An 18,534-nucleotide genomic window follows, 5' to 3' on the forward strand; every position below is an offset into this window, starting at 1 on the left:
GTGCCAAAACCCCCGCCGTGCTCGTGCAAGGCGGGGGTCTGTTTCGCGGTCGTCAATTATTGTGCCGGGGCTTTTGCTGCAATCAGCTCATCTGGGCGGGCATCTCGTCGGGGCCGCGGCCCGGTTCGATGATGTCAGGCTGCAGCGGATCAAGCCCGGGTGGTTGAAGATCAGGGTCCTCCATCGGCGGCTCGCTGATCGGAACTTCGGGAGGGGATTGCGGCTCGATCGTGTCAGGATCGGGAATGGCAGGATCTTCGGGACGTGTGGCCATGAGATAGTTCCTTTCAGCAATCCAACGCCGCGCGGGGCACGCGGTTGCATGTCCGATGCGGCTGGATCGTGCTAAACTGCGGATTTGCCCCCCTTGCCCTTTGCGGCAACCTTCTTTAGACGCACGCGCTTGATTACCGCGTCGCGGGCGTGGCGAAACTGGTAGACGCGCCAGATTTAGGTTCTGGTATCGAAAGATGTGGGGGTTCAAGTCCCTTCGCCCGCACCATCGTTCCGATGGCCGGGAAAGGGAACGATCACCCTTTCAAAACATGGAAAGACAAGAGTTTAAGCCGATGCAGATTGTCGAGACGCTGAACGAAGGCCTCAAGCGGGCCTATACCATCACCATCGCTGCCAAGGATCTGGAAGCGCGGGTGGACGCAGAAGTGAAAAAGATTGCGCCGCAGGTGCGCATGCCCGGGTTCCGCCCCGGCAAGGTGCCCGCCAATCTGATTCGCAAGATGCACGGCGAATCGATTCATGCCGATGCGCTGAATTCGTCAATCCAGGAAAGCGTCGACAAGGCGATCCGCGAAAACGGCCTGCGCCCCGCGATCCAGCCTTCGATCGATCTGGCCGAAGATTATGAGGCCGGCAAGGACGCCGAAGTGACGATGTCGCTCGAAGTGCTGCCCCAGGTTCCTGCGCCCGCGATCGATCAGATCACGCTCGAGCGCCTGACCGTCGAGCCCGGCGACGCTGCCGTGACCGAAGCGCTGCAGCGCATAGCCGATGGCCAGAAGAGCTATGAGACCGCCGCCAAGAGCTACAAGGCCAAGGACGGCGATCAGGTTCTGATCGATTTCGAAGGCAAGGTCGATGGCGTTCCTTTTGAAGGCGGCAAGGGCGAGGGCATGGCCGTCGTCATCGGATCGGGCCAGCTGATCCCCGGCTTCGAAGACCAGCTCGTCGGCCTCAAGGCCAATGACGAAGCCGTGATCAACGTGACCTTCCCCGCCGAATACGGCGCCAAGGACCTGGCCGGCAAGGACGCGACCTTCGACATCGTCGTGGGCGAAGTGAAGAAGCCTGCCGAAACCAAGCTCGACGATGATTTCGCCAAGTCGCTTGGCCTCGAAAGCCTCGAGCAGCTGACCGGCCTGATCAAGGGCCAGCTGGAGCAGGAACTGAACGGCCTGACCCGCACCCACATGAAGCGCCGCCTGCTCGACCAGCTGGCAGCAAACCATGATTTCGAAGTTCCGCCCTCGATGGTCGAGGCTGAATTCGAACAGATCTGGGCGCAGCTCCAGCAGGAAGCCGCACAGGAAGAAGACGTCGAGGCCGCGCGCGCCGAGATGGAAGGCGACCGCGAGGAGTATCGCTCGATCGCTGTCCGCCGCGTCCGCCTGGGCCTGTTGCTCTCCGAGATCGGCCAGTCGAACGGCGTCGAGGTGTCCGCCCAGGAAATGCAGATGCTGGTCGCACAGGCCGCGCAGCAGTACCGCCAGGAAGACCGCCAGCGCTTTGCCGAGTACATCCAGAAGGACCCGATGGCTGCAGCCCAGCTGCGCGCGCCGCTGTATGAAGACAAGGTCGTCGACTTCCTGTTCGACAAGGCGACGATCACCGAGCGCAAGGTGACCCGCGAGGAACTCGAAGCTGCGATCGAAGCCGAAGACGATGCCAACGTTGGGGCCAATGTCGGCACCGGCGGCGGTCACGTCCATGGCCCCGATTGCGACCATGATCACGATCACGCGCACGACGATAAGCCCAAGGCCAAGAAGGCCGCTCCCAAGAAGGCAGCGGTAAAGAAGGACGCGGACGCCGAAGCTGCGCCCGAAGCCGAAGCTGCTCCGGAAGCTGCTGAAAAGCCCGCCAAAAAGGCGCCGGCCAAGAAAGCTGCCGCCAAGACCGAAGAGCCTGCAGCAGAAGCTGCCGAAGCCAAGCCTGCCGTCAAGAAGGCCGCTCCGAAGAAGGCTGCTGCCAAGAAGGCCTGACGCTTTGCCTCTCCCCTCCCGCTTGCGGGAGGGGCAGGCCCGGCTCGCCGGACCGGGGGTGGGCCTGAAAAGGCACCACCCTGGATTCAGGCCCACCCCGGCCCCGCCTGCGGCGTGTCCACCCCTCCCGCAGGCGGTAGGGGAGAGGGGCCCACTCTCAATATTCCACCGCGCCGCCATCGGGGCTTGAACTCTTGCACAAACAGGCCGATTTAGACGGCTGATATACAAGAGCAGAAAGAAGGCCCGTTTATGTTCGATACCGTCCGCGATGCTTTGGTTCCGATTGTCATCGAGCAGTCGAACCGCGGAGAGCGCAGCTTTGACATTTTCTCGCGGTTGCTGCGCGAGCGTATCGTGTTCGTCACCGGCGAGGTCGAGGACAACATGGCCTCGCTGATCGTGGCGCAATTGCTGTTCCTCGAATCGGAGAATCCCAAAAAGGATATCTCGATGTACATCAACTCGCCCGGCGGCGTGGTGACCGCAGGGATGGCGATCTACGATACCATGCAGTACATCCGCCCGCGCGTGGCCACCGTGTGCATCGGCCAGGCCGCATCGATGGGCAGCTTCCTGCTCGCCGCGGGCGAACCCGGCATGCGCACCGCGCTGTCGAATGCGCGGATCATGGTCCACCAGCCCTCGGGCGGCGCACGCGGCATGGCATCGGACATCGAGATTCAGGCGCGCGAGATTCTGCGGATTCGCAAGCGCATGAACGACCTGTACGTGCAGTTCACCGGCAAGGATCTGGCGACCATCGAAAAGGCAATGGACCGCGATACGTTCCTTGAGGCGCACGAGGCCAAGGAATTCGGCCTGGTCGATCATGTGATGGAAAAGCGGCCCTCGCCGACCGAAGATTCAGGGAATTAACAGGTTTCGTATCCTATATCAGGGTGCGACTGTGCCTTTACGTGTGCAAGTTTAGACGCAACACCGGCCCGTCTGGTCGGTGTTGCGTGTTGAATTCTGCGTTTTTGGCATTAGGCTGAAACGTCACGTTCCGGGCACCCAGGCGCCGGAACAGAAGGAAGAGCTATGACCAAGCTGAGCGGTTCCGATTCGAAGAGCACCCTGTATTGCTCTTTCTGCGGAAAATCGCAGCATGAAGTCCGCAAGCTGATTGCCGGGCCCACCGTGTTCATCTGCGACGAGTGCGTAGAACTGTGCAACGACATCATCCGCGAGGAATCCAAGGCTGGCCTGGCCGGCAAGAAGGATGGCGGCGTTCCGACTCCGCAGGAAATCTGCGATGTCCTCAACGATTATGTGATCGGTCAGAACCGCGCCAAGCGGGTGCTATCGGTCGCGGTGCACAACCATTACAAGCGGCTCAACCATTCGGGCAAAGGTGGCGGCGAGGTCGAACTCGCCAAGTCGAACATCCTGCTCGTCGGCCCTACCGGCTGTGGCAAGACCTTGCTCGCGCAGACGCTTGCCAAGACGTTCGACGTGCCCTTCACCATGGCTGATGCAACTACGCTGACCGAGGCGGGCTATGTCGGCGAGGATGTCGAGAACATCATCCTCAAGCTGCTCCAGGCATCCGACTATAATGTCGAGAAGGCGCAGCGCGGCATCGTCTATATCGATGAGATCGACAAGATCAGCCGCAAGGCCGAGAACCCCTCGATCACCCGCGACGTCTCGGGCGAAGGTGTACAGCAGGCGTTGCTCAAGCTGATGGAAGGCACCACCGCGAGCGTTCCGCCGCAAGGTGGGCGCAAGCATCCGCAGCAGGAATTCCTGCAGGTCGACACCACCAACATCCTGTTCATTTGCGGCGGGGCGTTTGCGGGTCTGGAAAAGATCATTGGTGACCGTCTGCAGGGCAAGTCGATCGGCTTCGGCGCGCACGTCGCCGCTCCCGAGGAACGCAAGACCGGCGAGATGCTGACCAAGACCGAGCCCGAGGATCTGCTCAAGTTCGGCCTGATCCCCGAGTTCGTCGGCCGCCTGCCGGTCATTGCGACGCTTGAGGACCTGGATATCAACGCCTTGGTCAAGATCCTCAAGGAGCCCAAGAACGCGCTGATCAAGCAGTATCAGAAGCTGTTCGAACTTGAGGATGTCGAGCTCAGCTTCACCGAGGACGCTCTTGAGGCGATCGCCAAGAAGGCGATCGAGCGCAAGACCGGCGCGCGCGGCCTGCGCTCGATCGTCGAGGCGATGCTGCTTGATACCATGTTCGAACTGCCCGGCATGAAGGGCGTCGCCGAGATCGTCGTCGACAAGGACGTGGTCGAGGGCCGCAAGGACCCGATCCAGGTGTTTGCCGCCAAGGACAAGGTCGGCGCGGGCGACGCTGCCTGATCCCACCGGCCTGACAGGCTGCCAGGGCAAGACCGTCAAAAACAGGCAGCCAGGAACAGACGAACGAGACACAAAAAAGGGCGCGGGTTAACCTTCGTGCCCTTTTTCATGAGCGCAGGGATCGATCCTTCCTATTGTCCGACACTCGAGTCGAACGGCGGCGCATCATCTCACCTGCCTTGTGTCATATTCCGGTTACCGCGCGTTGGCCGGCGTGTCATTTATGCCGCAGTTGCGAACAAAACGTCCTAAACTGCGGGAAATGACTGGCTGAACAAAGCCGACAGGCTTGTGACAAGGCTCTATCTTTCTGTTTTATTTCCGTAGCTTAGGTCATACGAAAATCGGTTACCCGTTTCATGTCATATGCCGACTTAAATGTGTCATATATCCTTCACATCGGTTTCGCTTTTCTGTCCTTAGGGCCCCCTAGTGCGCAGGTCATCTCAACGGGATGACTTCAATCTGAACGCCGCCGGTGTCTACGGGGCGGCAAAAACGGGGAACAGACACATGCAAATTCGTTATTATTTGGCAGCCAGCGCAGCCGCGCTTTCGCTTGCCACCGTCATGGCGGCTCCGGCCCATGCCCAGGAAACGACTTCGTCGGTCCGCGGTTCCGTCACCGGTGATGGCACTCCGCTTGCAGGCGCAGAAGTCCGCGTGATCCACACGCCGTCGGGTACGGTCGCGTCGACCACCACCGATGCTCAAGGAAACTTCAGCACCTCCGGCCTCCGCCTGGGTGGTCCTTTCACCGTTGAAGTCAACGCTTCGGGCTTCGAACAATCGTCGGTGACCGATATCTTCCTTCAGGCTGGCCAAGCCTTCCGGGTTCCCGTGGCACTTCAGTCGCAGTCGGTCATCGTTGTGACTGCATCGTCGGTGAGCGCTGCGCGTGATCTCGATTCGGGTGCAGGCACCGTGCTGACAGCGCGCGACATTTTGGGTGTTGCCAACGTCAACCGCGATATCCGCAATCTTGCCGCCCGCGACCCCCTGGTCAACCTCGATCCAACCAACAACTCGATCAGCATTGCAGGTCAGAACAACCGGTTTAACCGCTTCACCGTCGATGGCGTTGCGTTCGGCGATCCCTTTGGCCTGGAAGCAGGCGGCCTGGTATCAACCCGCGGCCCGGTTCCGCTCGACGCGATCGGAGAATTCTCGGTCGAGGTTGCACCCGTCGATATTCAGCAAGGCTTCTTCCAGGGCGGCGCGATTAATGCGCAGTTGAAGTCGGGCAGCAACCGCTTCAGCTTCCTGGGTGGCGCGCTTTATCAGGATCAGAGCCTGCGCGGTTCTCGCGCGGACGATCTGACCCGGACCGGCTCGTTTGAGTCTCAAATTTACACCGCGCAAGCCAGCGGTCCTATCATCAAGGACAAGCTGTTCTTCGCTGTAACCTATGAGCGCACCCGCGAAACTGTACCCGCAGATGTGCAGCCGTCGCAGCTTGGCATTACCGATGCCCAGATCGCTCAGATCAGCGGCATTGCACAGAGCGTCTACAACTTCGACACATTGGGCGTGGCGGACTCCATCGTTGAAAGCGATGACAAGTTGGTCACGAAGCTCGACTGGAACGTCGCTGACGGTCACCGTATCACCGCAACCTATATCTGGAATGAAAGCCGCGCGCTTGCGGGCCAGACCGGTGTGGGAGCGATCAACGCAACAAGCCCAACCTTTTTCCTGCTGTCGAACAACTACACGCTGGGGTCCACGAACCACTTCGGCATCATCCAGTCGAACAACCAGTGGAGCGACAATTTCTCGACCCAGCTGCGCGTATCCTATGCAGATTATGTCCGTCTGCAGGAACCCGTCGGTGGAAACCGCGATTTTGGTGAATTCCTCGTCTGCCTCGACCCTACTTCGGTGGGTATTCCGACGGCATGTTCGGCAGGAACCCGGCAGCTGCGCTTCGGCCCAGACTTTAGCCGCCAGGCAAACGAGCTTGACGCGCAATCGCTTGCAGTGGAATTCCAGGCCACGCTCAACTTGAACAATCACACAGTCAAGCTGATCGCCGAGCGTCGGCGTCAGGACATTCGCAACCTGTTCGCGCAGGGTGTTTCTGGTGTGTTCTACTTTGACTCGATCGCCGATCTTGAGGCACGCAACGCCAACCAGCTGTCGATCTCCACACCGCTGCGCGGCGGTCTTGATACTGTTGCCGCAGAATTCCAGAACAACAGCTGGACCTTTGGGATCATGGACACGATCGATCTGGCAGACAACCTGACCGTGGTTGCTGGCATGCGTTATGACCTGTTCGACACGCCCGATCGTCCGTTTGCAAACAGCGATTTTCTGGCACGTTACGGCTTTCCCAACACATCGACCCTTAATGGTCGCAGCTTGTTCCAGCCGCGCTTTGGCGTGAACTGGAAGCCGACCGACCGTTTGAAGATCCGCGGTTCTGCTGGTATCTTTGGTGGCGGTAACCCCAACGTCTGGATTTCGAACAACTATTCGCTTCCTGGTCCGCTGCTCGGAACGGCGACCGTTACCCGTCAGGCTAATGGCACGTTTACGGTTGGTGGCTTGAGCGGCCTTAGCGCTCCCCAGGTACAGGCACTGGCAGCAGCAAGCCTGAATGGTGTCTCTGGTGGGACCGGCGTCCCGCAGCAGCTGTTGGCTGGTCTGCAGACAGGCGGTGCTTCAAACGCCCGTACCAACGCGCTTGATCCAAACTTCAATCCTATTTCTCAATGGCGTGTCTCGGGCTCGGTTGACTATGAAGCCGACCTTGGTGGCCTTGGCGACGGATGGAACTTTGGAGCTGACGTCATCTGGTCGAGGGTTCGCGACGCGCTGGAATGGACAGATCTTCGCAGTGTAGCCAACGGGACACTTCCCGATGGCCGCCCTCGCTACAATCTGCTGCCCGGCGTCCAGGCGAGCAACAACTTCGATATCCTGCTCACGAACGCTGATCGGGGTTACAGCTGGAACGCCGTTGCGCGCTTCTCCAAGCGTTGGGGCTCCGGCTTCTTCATGAACGGTGCCTACACCTTCTCGCGCGTGAAGGACGGCAACCCGGGCAACTCTTCGGTGGCATTCTCGAACTACACCGGATCTGTAAACTTCGACCCCAACATCTCGGCATATGGCACATCTGATTTCCAGCGTGACAATGCGGTGCGGTTCAACTTTGGCTTCGACAACCAGTTGTTCGGAGACAACAACACCCGCTTCGAATTGTTCTACAATGGTCGTTCTGGTCGTCGCTTCAGCTATACCGTCACCGATCCCGTTGCGAACAACAACGTGCGTTCGAATGTCTTCGGTGTCTTGGGCAGCAACTCGCGCTTCCTGGCTTATGTACCCAATGTAAGCAGCCGGACTGCTGATCCCAGCGTACTTTATGCAGCAAACTTTGACTTTGATAGCTTCCAGCGGTTCGTTCAGAATACCAAGCTGAACGATTTCCAGGGACAAATCGCTCCGAAGAACATTGCTTCGAGCCCCTGGTTCCACAAGGTCGATATTGCCATCCGTCAAGAGCTTCCGCTCTTTTTCGGCGGCAAAGTCGAACTTTCCGCTGAAATGGAAAACGTGCTGAACTTCATCGACAAGGACTGGGGTACCCTGCGCCAGGTCGGAGGCAGTGTTTCGGTAGCCAACGTTACTTGTCTGCAGACACCAGGCGACGCTGCTAGCACCGCCAATCTGTCGCAGCCCTGCACCCAGTTGCTCTATAGCAATAACGCTGGTGCAACCTTCCGTGAGCCGACCATCCCAACCCAGCTCAATGGTTCGCTGTGGGGTATCCGGTTCGGTGTTCGCGTCAAATTTTGATCATTTATCCTTCACGGGGAAACACATGGGGCGCGGTGGTTTCGACCACCGCGCCCTTTCTCTTTGGGTTGCCGGGCAGACCCGGCGCACAAAAAAGGCCCCCTGTTCCGATTCGGGAACAGGGGGCCTTTCGAGTCCGTCGAATGACCGGACGGATCAGCCCTTCAGGTCGGGCGGCAGCGCCTCGTTCTTGAGCATCGCCACGACCTCGTCGAGCGACAGGAACTGCTGTTGCTGCTGGCCCAGGCGGCGCAATGCGACGGTGCGCTTTTCGGCCTCCTGCTTGCCGACGACCAAGATATTGGGCACCCGGCCGACCGAATGCTCGCGCACCTTGTAGTTGATCTTCTCGTTGCGCAGATCCTCCTCGACCCGGATCCCTGCCGCCTGCAGCGCCGCAACAACCTCGCGCGCATAATCGTCCGCGTCCGAGACGATCGTTGCAACCACCGCCTGCACCGGCGCGAGCCACAGCGGGAACTTGCCGGCATAATGCTCGATCAGGATGCCGATAAATCGCTCGTAGCTGCCGAGGATCGCACGGTGCAGCATGACCGGGCGGTGGCGGTTGCCGTCCTCGGCGATATAGCTCGCATCGAGCCGTTCGGGCAGCACGGTGTCGGTCTGGATCGTGCCGACCTGCCAGGTGCGGCCGATCGCGTCGGTCAAGTGGAACTCGAGCTTGGGCGCATAGAACGCGCCTTCGCCCGGCAGCTCTTCCCAGCCCCATTCTTCGGTGTTGCGGCCAGTTGCGGCAACCGCATCGCGCATTGATTGCTCGGACCAGTCCCACATTTCATCGGTGCCGAACCGCTTTTCGGGGCGCAGTGCGAGCTTGATCGCATAATCGCCAAAGCCCAGATCCTTGTAGACCACATCAAGCAGGTCGCAGAATTTGCTGATCTCGTCGACCAATTGGTCCTCGCGGCAGAAGATGTGCGCATCGTCCTGGGTGAACTGGCGTACCCGCATCAGCCCGTGCAGCGCGCCGTGCGGCTCGTTGCGATGGCAGCAGCCCATTTCGGCGAGCCTGAGCGGCAGGTCGCGATAGCTCTTGATCCCCTGGCGGAAGATCAGCACGTGCGCGGGGCAGTTCATCGGCTTTAAGGCCATCCATGCGGCATCGTTCGACACCACCGGGCCCTCGTCCTCGGTGTTGGGCACCTCGTCGGGGATGACGAACATGTTCTCGCGATACTTGCCCCAGTGGCCCGATTGCTCCCACTGACGCGCATCCATCACCTGCGGGGTCTTGACCTCAAGATAGCCAGCTGCATCCAGACGGCGGCGCATGTACGCCTCGAGCGCGCGATAGATCACGAAGCCGCGCGGGTGCCAGAACACCGATCCGTGTGCCTCGGCCTGAAGGTGGAACAGGTCCATCTCCGCGCCGATCTTGCGGTGGTCGCGCTTCGCCGCTTCTTCCAGCCGCACCAGATGCGCATCGAGCTGCTTCTTGTTGAGCCATCCGGTGCCATAGATCCGCGACAATTGCGGGTTGCGCTGGTCGCCGCGCCAGTACGCGCCCGACACGCGGGTCAGCTTGAACGCATTGGGGTCGAGCTTGCCGGTCGAGGCCAGATGCGGGCCGCGGCACATGTCCATCCACGCACCGGGACGTCCGGGCTCGCCCGACCAGTACACCGTCAGCTCTTCGTCATCGGGAAGCTCGGCGGCCCATTCGGCCTTGAAGCTTTCGCCTGCCGCCTGCCAGCGTTCGATCAGGTCGCTGCGGCTCCACACCTCGCGCACGAGCGGCAGATCGGCGGCGATGATGCGGCGCATCTCGGCCTCGATCGCGGGCAGATCCTCGTCGGTGAACGGGCGTTCGGCAGGCGCAAAGTCGTAATAGAAGCCATCGTCGGTCGAGGGGCCGAAGGTGATCTGCGTGCCAGGAAACAGGCTCTGCACCGCTTCGGCGAGAATATGTGCAAAGTCGTGCCGCGCCAGCTCGAGCGCATCAGCCTCGTCGCGCGCGGTGACCAGCGCCAGCTGCGCATCCCCCTCGAACGGCCGCATGATATCGCGCAGCTCGCCATCGACACGCGCGGCGATGGCAGCCTTGGCAAGGCCGGGGCCGATCGCGGCAGCCACATCTGCCGGGGTCGATCCTTGCGGCATTTCGCGCACCGAGCCGTCGGGCAGGCTGATCTTCAGAAGCTGGGACATATCGTGTGTCTTTCTTGTCGCTTGTTCCTGCGCCATGGCACAATCCGGCGCAGCCCAAAAGGGGCCAAGTTTCAGCGCCGGTGATGAGAGGAAGTGCGAGGAGCCGACGCCAAAGCCACCCGCACACGGGTGGCTGGCAATCGCGAAAGTCAGCCCGCGTCTGCCCGCCCCCGGTCGCCCGGAGTGGTGGTAGTCGCAAGGGTGGTGCGGATGCTCGCCATGGGCCGGGTATAGCGGGGGTTGGCGGGCGAGTCACTAGGGCGGGTGCAATCCCCTCTCCCCTCCCGCTTGCGGGAGTGGTGGCTGAGCCGAAGGCGAAGCCGGGGTGGGCCTGAGCCGCAGGCAATTCGAGGCCCACCCCGGTTCAGCAAGCTGAACCTGCCCCTCCCGCAAGCGGGAGTGCAGAAGCAAACTGGGCGACAAGCACGCCAATCCTTTTATCAAGGACGCTTGACATCTGATCTTGAAGAAGACAATGTTCCTTTACATCGAATCAAGGGAGCTTGACCATGAATGCTTATCACCATGCCCTGTGCTGGGCTGTTGCCATTTTGGGCGTGGCCGTGCTGAACGTGGCCGACCTGATCTCCGACGGCACTGCGCAGGCGTTGTTTACGGGCCTTCCCATCCTCGCGGTGATGTCGGTCGCGCGGCGTGGCCGGTGCCTGCGCAGCAAGGCCTGCTGAACGATGCGCGCCAAGGATCATCCCGCGATGCGGCGCTATATCCGCCGGTTCATCCCGATCACCTTCGTGTATCTCGCCTCGATCATGCTGGCGACCGCGATGATCCCGGATAACGCTCCGGCCAGCGTGCTCACCATCGCCCTGGCTCTGGTGCCAGGCCTTGCCGTGCTGGGTTGGCTCTGGGCGATGGGGCGGCTGCTGATCGAACTCGACGATGAATATCTGCGGATGCTCGAGGTCCGCAAGTTTCTGGTCGCCACAGCCATTACTCTGGCGGTCACCAGCGTGTGGGGCATATTGGAGCTGTACGCCGCCGATATCCCAAGGATGGCGATCTTCTATGTCTTCCCGATGTGGTGCGTCGGCCTGGTGGTCGGCCAGATCGTCAACCGCTCCGCCTTCGGTGACCAGGACAGCTGCCACCTGGCAAGCGACCGCTAAAATGACACCGCGTAAGAGAATGCCCGGTTACATGCGGCGCTATACCCTGCGGTTGATGCTGTTCATGGGATCGTACATGGCGATCCTCACCGGCAGCCTGCTGTTCGCCCGCAACGGGGCCGACCACGCCCAGGCGACGCTGATCGGGCTGGCCTTGATCAGTGCCTTTCCCATCGTCGGGGTGTTCTGGGCGATCTTCCGGCTGCTGGTCGAGATCGACGACGAGTACCAGCGGCTGCTGTTCGTCAAGCAGACGCTGCTTGCCACCGCTCTCACGCTCGCCATCGTGACAGTCTGGCAGTTCCTGAAGGTCTTTGGTGTCGTCACCGACGGCCCGCAATGGATGGGGGCCATCTGGTTTGCGATGCTGGGGATTGCCACGCCGATCGTGCGGTGGCGCGCATGAAAAACCGGCTTAAGGTGCTGCGCGCCGAGCGGGACTGGACGCAGGGCGACCTTGCCAATGCGCTGGCGATCTCGCGGCAGAGCATCAACGCGATCGAGACCGGGAAATACGACCCCTCGCTGCCGCTGGCGTTCCGAATCGCCGACCTGTTCGACCTGCCGATCGAGGCGATTTTTCTGCGTGATTGATGACGGCGGCGCGCGCCCGCCCCTGTTGTTGAACCCTGGGAGACTGTCATGAAGAAATTGCTGCGTGCTGCCCTTGTGGCGGCAACCCTTGCTGCTGCACTGAACCCGCCTGCCCTCGCCAATCCGATGCAGTCCCCTGGCACTGGCGCGGCCGCACCGTCATCCGCGCAGGTTGATCGGACACGGTTTACCGATACCGTCGTCGGCACTGGCCCCGATGTCATCCTGATCCCGGGCCTGGCCAGCCCGCGCGCAGTCTGGGACCGGACGGTCGAGCAGCTCCAAGGGCGCTACCGCCTGCATCTGGTCCAGGTCCGGGGCTTTGGCGATGATCCGGGAGCCAATGCCAGCGGCCCTGTGCTCGAGCCGTTCGTCGAGGATGTTGCCGACTACATCCGCGAAGCGGGGCTGAAAAGGCCGGCGGTGATCGGCCACTCGATGGGTGGTCTGACCGCCGCGATGATCGCCGCGCGGTATCCCGACCTGCTGGGCCGGGTGCTGATCGAGGACAGCCTGCCGTTTATCGGCCTGATCTTCTCGCCGATGGCGACGGTCGATGCGGTGCGTCCGCAGGCCGATGCACTGCTCAAGGCGGCGCTCGCTGCCGGACCGCGCGCGCAAGATCCCGCCGACCCGACGCTCGCCACGATGTCGGCAACCGAGGCCGGGCGCAGGCAGGTGATGGCGTGGAGCGCCACCGCTGATCATCGTGTCACCGCGCAGGCGTTCCATGATGTGCTGCTCACCGATATCCGTCCGGACCTGGGCAGGATCACCACGCAGGTCACTGTGCTGTACCCCTATGACTCGGTGGTGGGGCCGGTGGACTATGTCGATGCACTCTATGCTAACGCGTATGCGGGGCTGAACCGGGTGAGCCTGAAACGCATCGACGCCAGCCGCCATTTCATCATGCTCGATCAGCCCGAACGCTTCGCCGCCGCCGTAGATAGCTTCCTGCTGGGCTATGGCGAATAGCGCCGCGCTGGGCTAAGCCGCCCGGCATGAACCAGCACAACACCAGCTTCCTCGATCGCGCCGATCGGCCGCGGATCGTCTATCATCATCGCCGCGCGAGCGAGGCACGTGCTTCTGCTCCGACGATGGTGTTTCTGCCCGGCTATGCCAGCGACATGACGGGTACAAAGGCGCTCGCGCTTGATGGCTGGGCCGAACGCGAAGGTCTCGCGATGCTGCGCTTCGATTACGCCGGTTGTGGTGCCAGTGGCGGTGGTTTCGAGGATCAGGGACTGGCCGACTGGCGCGACGATGCACTGGCATTGATCGATACCGTGGTTGACGGCCCTGTTCTGCTGATCGGATCATCGATGGGCGGCTGGCTGGCGCTGTTGGTCGCACTCGCCCGGCCCAAGCGGGTGGCAGGCATCGCCGGCATCGCCGCTGCGCCCGATTTCACGATGTGGGGCTTCAGTCAGGAAGAGAAGATAACGCTGCTGACCGAAGGTCGGCTGGAAAAGCCCAGCGACTACGGCCCCGAACCGATGGTGACGACACGCAAGTTCTGGCAGTCGGGTGAGGGCAACCGCGTGCTGATCGGCGAGATCGCGATCGATTGTCCGGTGCGGCTGATCCAGGGGCAGAACGATGCCGATGTGCCGTGGCAATATGCGCTGGAAACGCAGAAACAGCTGCGCAGCGCTGACGTCCAACTGCTGCTGATCAAGGATGGCGACCACCGCCTGTCGCGCGACACCGACATCGCCCTGCTGATCCAGACGGTGGGGAACCTGTTGGGAAGTCTGGCGGAAGCCTGACCGTTTTCCGGCGAAAGCCGGAATCCACAGCGGCTACAGCGCAATCCTGCCCCTAGGCGCCGGCTTACGCCGGAGAACGGGCTGCAATCAAACCAGCGTTGCCTGACGCACGATCGGTCTTGGGCGGTGGTTGTCGTCGAGCGCGACGAAGGTGAACAGTCCGCTGGTGACGCGCACCTCCTGTTCGCCGCGATCGCGGGTGGCGATCACGTCGAGCCGGATCGCGATCGAGGTCCGGCCCACCCGCTCGACCTCGGCATAGACCGAAATGATGTCACGCAGCAGGATCGGCGCGAGGAACTGCATCGTCTCGATCGCGACGGTGGCGCAGGGCCCCTGCACCTCGCGGCTGGCGACGATGCCGCCGGCAATATCCATCTGAGCCAGCACCCAGCCGCCAAAGATATGGCCGTTGGAGTTGATGTCCGCCGGCGCAGGCACCACCCGCAGCACCGGGTCGCGGCATTCAGTCAGGCGATCAGCAGACGCGTTCATGGCATTACCCCCCAATGCGGAAATTACGGAGCGTCGGGATCGAGCGCGTCGTCTATCGATTCGTCATGCCCGGTTCCGCTGGAAAGGAACACCAGCCCCATCAGCGCGGCGGTGAGCAGCATGGTAAAGCCGATCCCCAAAGCAGCAGCGATATACAGATGGATCGAGACCGTGCCGTGCAGCAGGAACAGCACGCCCAAAATGCTGACCACCGCAAGCGATGTGGCGGCGGCCATCCAGCCCATCACCCGCCAATAGCGGGCCCAGGCAAAGCGGGCGTAATCGGGATCGTCGAGATTGGAAAAGCGCGGCATGTATAATGATATAGGTCGAGATGCCTTTTCTTTCCAAGCATTTCGTGGGACCATCGTCAGGCTTGAGTCGCCATGGCGGCGTTCAAAATCCCTGCGCCGCCACACCATAAGGGGCCGAGCCTCGCTTAGGAGGGCGCATGCCATGACGATTGCCAATATTCTATCCGGACGCGATGGCGCGGTGCATCAATGCACTTGCAGTGCCACCGTGCGCGATGCCGCCAACCTGCTGGCGGAAAAACGCATCGGTGCGCTGCCGATCGTTCGCGATGGCGAGGTCGTCGGCATCTTTTCCGAGCGCGATCTGGTTTATCGGCTGCATTCCGATGGCCCCGATATTCTTGACCAGCCGGTCGAAAAAGCGATGACCGCACCCGCGATTACGGTGTCCCCCGATACCCAGGTGATGTCGGCATTGTCGCTGATGTCCCGGCGCCGCATCCGCCATTTGCCCGTAATCGATGGTGACGTCCTGGTCGGCTTTGTCTCGATCGGTGATTTGGTAAAATACCGGATCGACAAAATCGAAGGCGAGGCCGCCGCGCTGAGGGATTATATCCAAAGCGTTTGAGTATTCCGCCCCGCCAGTATGGGTGTCACCCGAAGGCGCGAAGGCGCGGAGATTTCCGTTCTCCGGCGAAAGCCGGAGCCCAGAGGCGAGAATGCGCTACCTAACTCCTGGGCTCCGGCTTTCGCCGGAGAACAGTGAGCCGCGAAAAGACCCTTCGCGCCTTCGCGTTTTCGCGTGAACCAGCCTTTCTCCCCTCTACCGCATCAACCCGCCCAACAGATTGCGCGCGAATCGCCCCAGCCCAGGAAATCCGAACGCCTTGCCGATCTCGGTTGCAACCGTTCCAGCCGCTGCACTCGCCGCGCTGGCGCCGGGCTTGGCGCGGCTCTTCTTTCCGGTCAGCGCGCCTGCCAGCACCGCGCCGGCTGAGGCGGCCGCCGCCCCGGCTGCCGCATTGCCCGCCTTGGCCCAGATCGATGTCGTCTTGCGCGGCTGCCTGGCGACCTCGGCCTTGCCCTTGGCCTCGACTTCCTGCGCCACCGCAGCAGCATCCGCGGCTTTCTGCACCAGCACCTCCATTGCCGATTCGCGCTCGATCCGCGTGTCGTATTTGCCATCATAAGGCGAGATCGACTGGATGATCGCGCGCTCCTTGGGGGTCAGCGGCCCCAGCCGCGAGCGCGGCGGCTTGATCAGCGTGCGCTGGGTGATCGATGGCGATCCGTCCTCGAGCAATGTCGAGACCAGAGCTTCGCCCGTCTTCAACTCGGTGATCGCGGTCTCGACGTCGAGATCGGGATTGATCCGGAAGGTATCCGCAGCGGCGCGAATCGCCTTCTGGTCGCGCGGGGTGAACGCGCGCAGTGCATGCTGCACCCGGTTGCCGAGCTGGCCCGCGACCTTTTCGGGAATATCGATCGGGTTTTGCGTCACGAAATAGACGCCCACGCCCTTGGAGCGGATCAAACGGACGACCTGCTCGATCTTCTCCTCCAGCGCCTTGGGCACATCGTCGAACAGCAGGTGCGCCTCGTCGAAGAAGAAGACGAGCTTGGGCTTGTCAGGGTCGCCAACCTCGGGAAGCGTCTCGAACAGCTCGGACAGCAGCCACAGCAGGAAGGTGGCGTATAATTTGGGACTCTGCATCAATTTGTCGGCCGCGAGCACGTTGATGATTCCGCGTCCCTGGTCGTCGCAGCACAGGAAATCGTCGATCTCGAGCGCAGGTTCGCCGAAAAATTGGGCTGCGCCCTGGCTTTCGAGCTGAAGCAATTGTCGCTGGATGGTGCCGACGCTGGCCTTGGTAACATTGCCGAACCGCGCCGACAGCTCGCGCGCATTCTCGGCGGTGTAGGCCAGCACCGATTGCAGATCGGCCAGATCGAGCAGCAGCAGGCCCTGTTCATCCGCAAAGCGGAAGGCGATATTGAGCACGCCTTCCTGCGTGTCGTTCAATCCCATCAGCCGGGCGAGCAGCAATGGCCCCATCTCGCTGATCGTGGTGCGGATCGGGTGGCCCTGCTCGCCGTACAGGTCCCAGAAGATCGCAGGGTTATCGGAATAGGCAAAGCCTTCGAGCCCGATCTCTGTTGCGCGCGCGACCAATTTGTCATGCGCCTTATGGGTGGGCGAGCCCGCCATCGCGATCCCTGCCAGATCGCCCTTCACATCGGCAACGAAGACAGGAACGCCCTTGGCGGAAAAGCTCTCGGCGATGCCCTGCAGCGTCACCGTCTTGCCAGTTCCGGTCGCGCCTGCGACCATGCCGTGCCGGTTGGCACGGGCCAGCACCAGCGTCTGCTTCTCCCCGCCGCCCAGGCCAAGAAAGATATCGGACATGGCTGGCTCCCCCGCTGTTGGTGTTCGCCGGTGTATGCCGCGAGAGGAGGGGCAAGTCGAGGGAGGGGTGATGTAAACTGTGGGGGGGGGAATTAGATTGATGACCCGCTGTCCCACCTCCGCTCAGCCTGAGCCTGTCGAAGGCCCCGCGCGAATTTATCCCCCAATCACGACACCGCTCTCCGGCGAAAGCCGGGGTCCAGGAGTCAGATCATACTGTGGTCGGCCTGGATTCCGGCTTTCGCCGGAAAGCGACGGGTTTTTGCGGCTGACGATTTCCCGTGGCCTTCGACAGGCTCAGGCTGAGCGGGTCTGGGTGACACATGCAACAGAAGCGGCCCGCGCCTCAGATCCACCCGCCCAGTTCGCGCCGCACCAAGGTCTCGAGCATGTCCATGCCCTCGCCGCTGGCATTGAGGCATGGCAGGTAGGCGAACTTCTCTCCGCCGGCGTCCTCGAACTGCTCGCGGCCCTGGATGGCGAGCTCTTCCAGCGTCTCGAGGCAATCGACCGAGAAGCCCGGCGCGACGACCGCGATTTTCTTGACGCCGGCCTTGCCCAAAGCCTCGAGCGTGTCGTCGGTCGCAGGCTCGAGCCATTTGGCACGGCCAAAGCGCGACTGGAACGAGACGACGAGCTCCTGCCCCATCGCCTCGGACAGCAGCCGCGCGGTCTTGCGGCACTGGCAATGATAGGGATCGCCCAGATGCAGCGTGCGCAGCGGCATGCCGTGAAAGCTGGTGACGATCTTGTCGGGCACGAAATCGAGCGAGGCGACCGCGTGCTCAATGTTGCGCTTGAGCGCATCGATATGCGCGGGGTCGTCGTGATACGGCGGCAGCGTGCGGATTGCAGGCTGCCAGCGCATCGCTTGCAGCACCTCGAATGCCTTGTCGTTGGCGGTGCCGGTGGTCGCACCCGAATATTGCGGATATAGCGGCGCGAGCAGGATGCGGTCGCAGCCCGCCTCCTTCATCGCGGTCAGCCGTGATTCGATCGAGGGCTGGCCATAGCGCATGGCGTAATCGACCAGCACCGCATCGCCCAGCCGCCCCTTCAGCGCCTCGGACTGCCGCTTGGAATAGACCGCCAGCGGCGATCCCTGATCGGTCCACACCTCGGCATAGGCGGCTGCGGATTTCTGCGGGCGGGTGTTGAGGATGACGCCGCGCAGCAGAGGCTGCCAGACGATCGCGGGGATTTCGACGACGCGCTTGTCGGAGAGGAACTCGCCCAGATAATCGCGTACCGCCTTGGTGGTGGGGGCGGCCGGAGTCCCTAGGTTGATCAGCAGCACGCCGATCCGCGGTTTCAGGATCGGCGGGTGATCGACGGGTGGTTCCATGCCCGACCGGGAGATGTCGA

Annotated in this window: 17 protein-coding genes and 1 tRNA gene; 12 read left to right on the forward strand and 6 right to left on the reverse strand. The window is 61.8% G+C overall.

From position 1 onward, the window contains the following. Positions 1 to 82: 82 nt before the first annotated feature. Positions 83 to 274: a hypothetical protein gene (locus IEW00_RS03035; RefSeq protein WP_188512860.1), complete on the reverse strand. Its 192-nt coding sequence runs from the start codon at positions 272 to 274 to the stop codon at positions 83 to 85. Positions 275 to 417: 143 nt separating this feature from the next. On the opposite strand from IEW00_RS03035, the gene IEW00_RS03040 reads away from it, so the two are divergent. The 5 genes from IEW00_RS03040 to IEW00_RS03060 all read left to right on the forward strand — a co-directional run bounded on the left by IEW00_RS03040 (position 418) and on the right by IEW00_RS03060 (position 8,345). Then, positions 418 to 502 (forward strand) — tRNA-Leu (locus tag IEW00_RS03040). Between the two features lie 67 nt (positions 503 to 569). Further along, positions 570 to 2,219 carry a trigger factor gene (gene tig / locus IEW00_RS03045; protein WP_188513086.1) on the forward strand — a complete coding sequence of 550 codons (1,650 nt, stop codon included), beginning with the start codon at positions 570 to 572 and terminating at the stop codon, positions 2,217 to 2,219. A 252-nt stretch (positions 2,220 to 2,471) separates the two neighbouring features. Further along, positions 2,472 to 3,098 (forward strand): ATP-dependent Clp endopeptidase proteolytic subunit ClpP, encoded by a 627-nt coding sequence (gene clpP / locus IEW00_RS03050; RefSeq protein WP_188512861.1) that lies wholly within the window; start codon positions 2,472 to 2,474, stop codon positions 3,096 to 3,098. A gap of 165 nt (positions 3,099 to 3,263) precedes the next feature. Next, on the forward strand, positions 3,264 to 4,538 hold the full coding sequence (gene clpX, locus IEW00_RS03055) for an ATP-dependent Clp protease ATP-binding subunit ClpX (RefSeq protein WP_188512862.1): 1,275 nt from the start codon (positions 3,264 to 3,266) through the stop codon (positions 4,536 to 4,538). Positions 4,539 to 4,970: 432 nt separating this feature from the next. Next, positions 4,971 to 8,345, forward strand: coding sequence for a TonB-dependent receptor (locus IEW00_RS03060; protein ID WP_229736772.1), 3,375 nt, complete (start codon positions 4,971 to 4,973; stop codon positions 8,343 to 8,345). A 156-nt stretch (positions 8,346 to 8,501) separates the two neighbouring features. Here the strand turns inward: IEW00_RS03060 and thrS are convergent, their stop codons facing one another. After that, positions 8,502 to 10,514: a threonine--tRNA ligase gene (thrS, locus tag IEW00_RS03065; protein WP_188512864.1), complete on the reverse strand. Its 2,013-nt coding sequence runs from the start codon at positions 10,512 to 10,514 to the stop codon at positions 8,502 to 8,504. A 509-nt stretch (positions 10,515 to 11,023) separates the two neighbouring features. Here thrS and IEW00_RS03070 point away from each other — a divergent pair. The 6 genes from IEW00_RS03070 to IEW00_RS03095 are packed head-to-tail and all read left to right on the forward strand — an operon-like array spanning position 11,024 to position 14,010. Then, on the forward strand, positions 11,024 to 11,200 hold the full coding sequence (locus IEW00_RS03070; protein WP_188512865.1) for a hypothetical protein: 177 nt from the start codon (positions 11,024 to 11,026) through the stop codon (positions 11,198 to 11,200). 27 nt (positions 11,201 to 11,227) lie between these two features. Continuing rightward, complete coding sequence (locus IEW00_RS03075) at positions 11,228 to 11,641, forward strand: hypothetical protein (protein WP_229736773.1); 414 nt, start codon at positions 11,228 to 11,230, stop codon at positions 11,639 to 11,641. 19 nt (positions 11,642 to 11,660) lie between these two features. Then, a complete protein-coding gene (locus IEW00_RS03080) occupies positions 11,661 to 12,047 on the forward strand; it encodes a hypothetical protein (RefSeq protein ID WP_188512867.1) in 387 nt (128 codons plus the stop codon). Continuing rightward, positions 12,044 to 12,235: a helix-turn-helix transcriptional regulator gene (locus IEW00_RS03085; protein WP_188512868.1), complete on the forward strand. Its 192-nt coding sequence runs from the start codon at positions 12,044 to 12,046 to the stop codon at positions 12,233 to 12,235. The genes IEW00_RS03080 and IEW00_RS03085 overlap by 4 nt, the downstream gene beginning before the upstream one ends. A 48-nt stretch (positions 12,236 to 12,283) precedes the next feature. Beyond that, positions 12,284 to 13,213: an alpha/beta fold hydrolase gene (locus IEW00_RS03090; protein WP_229736774.1), complete on the forward strand. Its 930-nt coding sequence runs from the start codon at positions 12,284 to 12,286 to the stop codon at positions 13,211 to 13,213. Positions 13,214 to 13,239: 26 nt separating this feature from the next. Next, entirely contained in the window at positions 13,240 to 14,010 is a 771-nt protein-coding gene (locus tag IEW00_RS03095) for an alpha/beta hydrolase (RefSeq protein ID WP_188512869.1), read from the forward strand. An 87-nt stretch (positions 14,011 to 14,097) separates the two neighbouring features. On the opposite strand, the gene IEW00_RS03100 is transcribed toward IEW00_RS03095, so the two are convergent. Both IEW00_RS03100 and IEW00_RS03105 read right to left on the reverse strand, forming a co-directional pair. Beyond that, positions 14,098 to 14,505: an acyl-CoA thioesterase gene (locus IEW00_RS03100; RefSeq protein ID WP_188512870.1), complete on the reverse strand. Its 408-nt coding sequence runs from the start codon at positions 14,503 to 14,505 to the stop codon at positions 14,098 to 14,100. A gap of 23 nt (positions 14,506 to 14,528) precedes the next feature. Beyond that, positions 14,529 to 14,819 carry a hypothetical protein gene (locus IEW00_RS03105; RefSeq protein WP_188512871.1) on the reverse strand — a complete coding sequence of 97 codons (291 nt, stop codon included), beginning with the start codon at positions 14,817 to 14,819 and terminating at the stop codon, positions 14,529 to 14,531. Between the two features lie 142 nt (positions 14,820 to 14,961). Here IEW00_RS03105 and IEW00_RS03110 point away from each other — a divergent pair, with 142 nt between their 5' ends. After that, complete coding sequence (locus IEW00_RS03110) at positions 14,962 to 15,390, forward strand: CBS domain-containing protein (RefSeq protein ID WP_188513088.1); 429 nt, start codon at positions 14,962 to 14,964, stop codon at positions 15,388 to 15,390. A 195-nt stretch (positions 15,391 to 15,585) separates the two neighbouring features. Here the strand turns inward: IEW00_RS03110 and IEW00_RS03115 are convergent, their stop codons facing one another. After that, positions 15,586 to 17,169 carry a helicase HerA-like domain-containing protein gene (locus tag IEW00_RS03115; protein ID WP_188512872.1) on the reverse strand — a complete coding sequence of 528 codons (1,584 nt, stop codon included), beginning with the start codon at positions 17,167 to 17,169 and terminating at the stop codon, positions 15,586 to 15,588. A gap of 346 nt (positions 17,170 to 17,515) precedes the next feature. Then, entirely contained in the window at positions 17,516 to 18,514 is a 999-nt protein-coding gene (hemH, locus tag IEW00_RS03120; protein ID WP_188513089.1) for a ferrochelatase, read from the reverse strand. Positions 18,515 to 18,534: the final 20 nt, after the last annotated feature.

Source organism: Blastomonas aquatica (genome assembly GCF_014639875.1).
GTDB lineage: Bacteria > Pseudomonadota > Alphaproteobacteria > Sphingomonadales > Sphingomonadaceae > Blastomonas > Blastomonas aquatica.

What these genes read in the sequence shown, in the direction of transcription:
- tig (WP_188513086.1), top strand. Translation starts at nt 570, where the DNA reads ATGCAGATTGTCGAGACGCTGAACGAAGGCCTCAAGCGGGCCTATACC.
- IEW00_RS03090 (WP_229736774.1), top strand. Translation starts at nt 12,284, where the DNA reads ATGAAGAAATTGCTGCGTGCTGCCCTTGTGGCGGCAACCCTTGCTGCT.
- hemH (WP_188513089.1), bottom strand. Translation starts at nt 18,514, where the DNA reads ATGGAACCACCCGTCGATCACCCGCCGATCCTGAAACCGCGGATCGGC.
- IEW00_RS03085 (WP_188512868.1), top strand. Translation starts at nt 12,044, where the DNA reads ATGAAAAACCGGCTTAAGGTGCTGCGCGCCGAGCGGGACTGGACGCAG.
- IEW00_RS03095 (WP_188512869.1), top strand. Translation starts at nt 13,240, where the DNA reads ATGAACCAGCACAACACCAGCTTCCTCGATCGCGCCGATCGGCCGCGG.
- IEW00_RS03035 (WP_188512860.1), bottom strand. Translation starts at nt 274, where the DNA reads ATGGCCACACGTCCCGAAGATCCTGCCATTCCCGATCCTGACACGATC.
- IEW00_RS03075 (WP_229736773.1), top strand. Translation starts at nt 11,228, where the DNA reads ATGCGGCGCTATATCCGCCGGTTCATCCCGATCACCTTCGTGTATCTC.
- IEW00_RS03105 (WP_188512871.1), bottom strand. Translation starts at nt 14,819, where the DNA reads ATGCCGCGCTTTTCCAATCTCGACGATCCCGATTACGCCCGCTTTGCC.
- IEW00_RS03100 (WP_188512870.1), bottom strand. Translation starts at nt 14,505, where the DNA reads ATGAACGCGTCTGCTGATCGCCTGACTGAATGCCGCGACCCGGTGCTG.
- IEW00_RS03070 (WP_188512865.1), top strand. Translation starts at nt 11,024, where the DNA reads ATGAATGCTTATCACCATGCCCTGTGCTGGGCTGTTGCCATTTTGGGC.
- IEW00_RS03115 (WP_188512872.1), bottom strand. Translation starts at nt 17,169, where the DNA reads ATGTCCGATATCTTTCTTGGCCTGGGCGGCGGGGAGAAGCAGACGCTG.
- IEW00_RS03080 (WP_188512867.1), top strand. Translation starts at nt 11,661, where the DNA reads ATGCCCGGTTACATGCGGCGCTATACCCTGCGGTTGATGCTGTTCATG.
- clpX (WP_188512862.1), top strand. Translation starts at nt 3,264, where the DNA reads ATGACCAAGCTGAGCGGTTCCGATTCGAAGAGCACCCTGTATTGCTCT.
- IEW00_RS03110 (WP_188513088.1), top strand. Translation starts at nt 14,962, where the DNA reads ATGACGATTGCCAATATTCTATCCGGACGCGATGGCGCGGTGCATCAA.
- clpP (WP_188512861.1), top strand. Translation starts at nt 2,472, where the DNA reads ATGTTCGATACCGTCCGCGATGCTTTGGTTCCGATTGTCATCGAGCAG.
- thrS (WP_188512864.1), bottom strand. Translation starts at nt 10,514, where the DNA reads ATGTCCCAGCTTCTGAAGATCAGCCTGCCCGACGGCTCGGTGCGCGAA.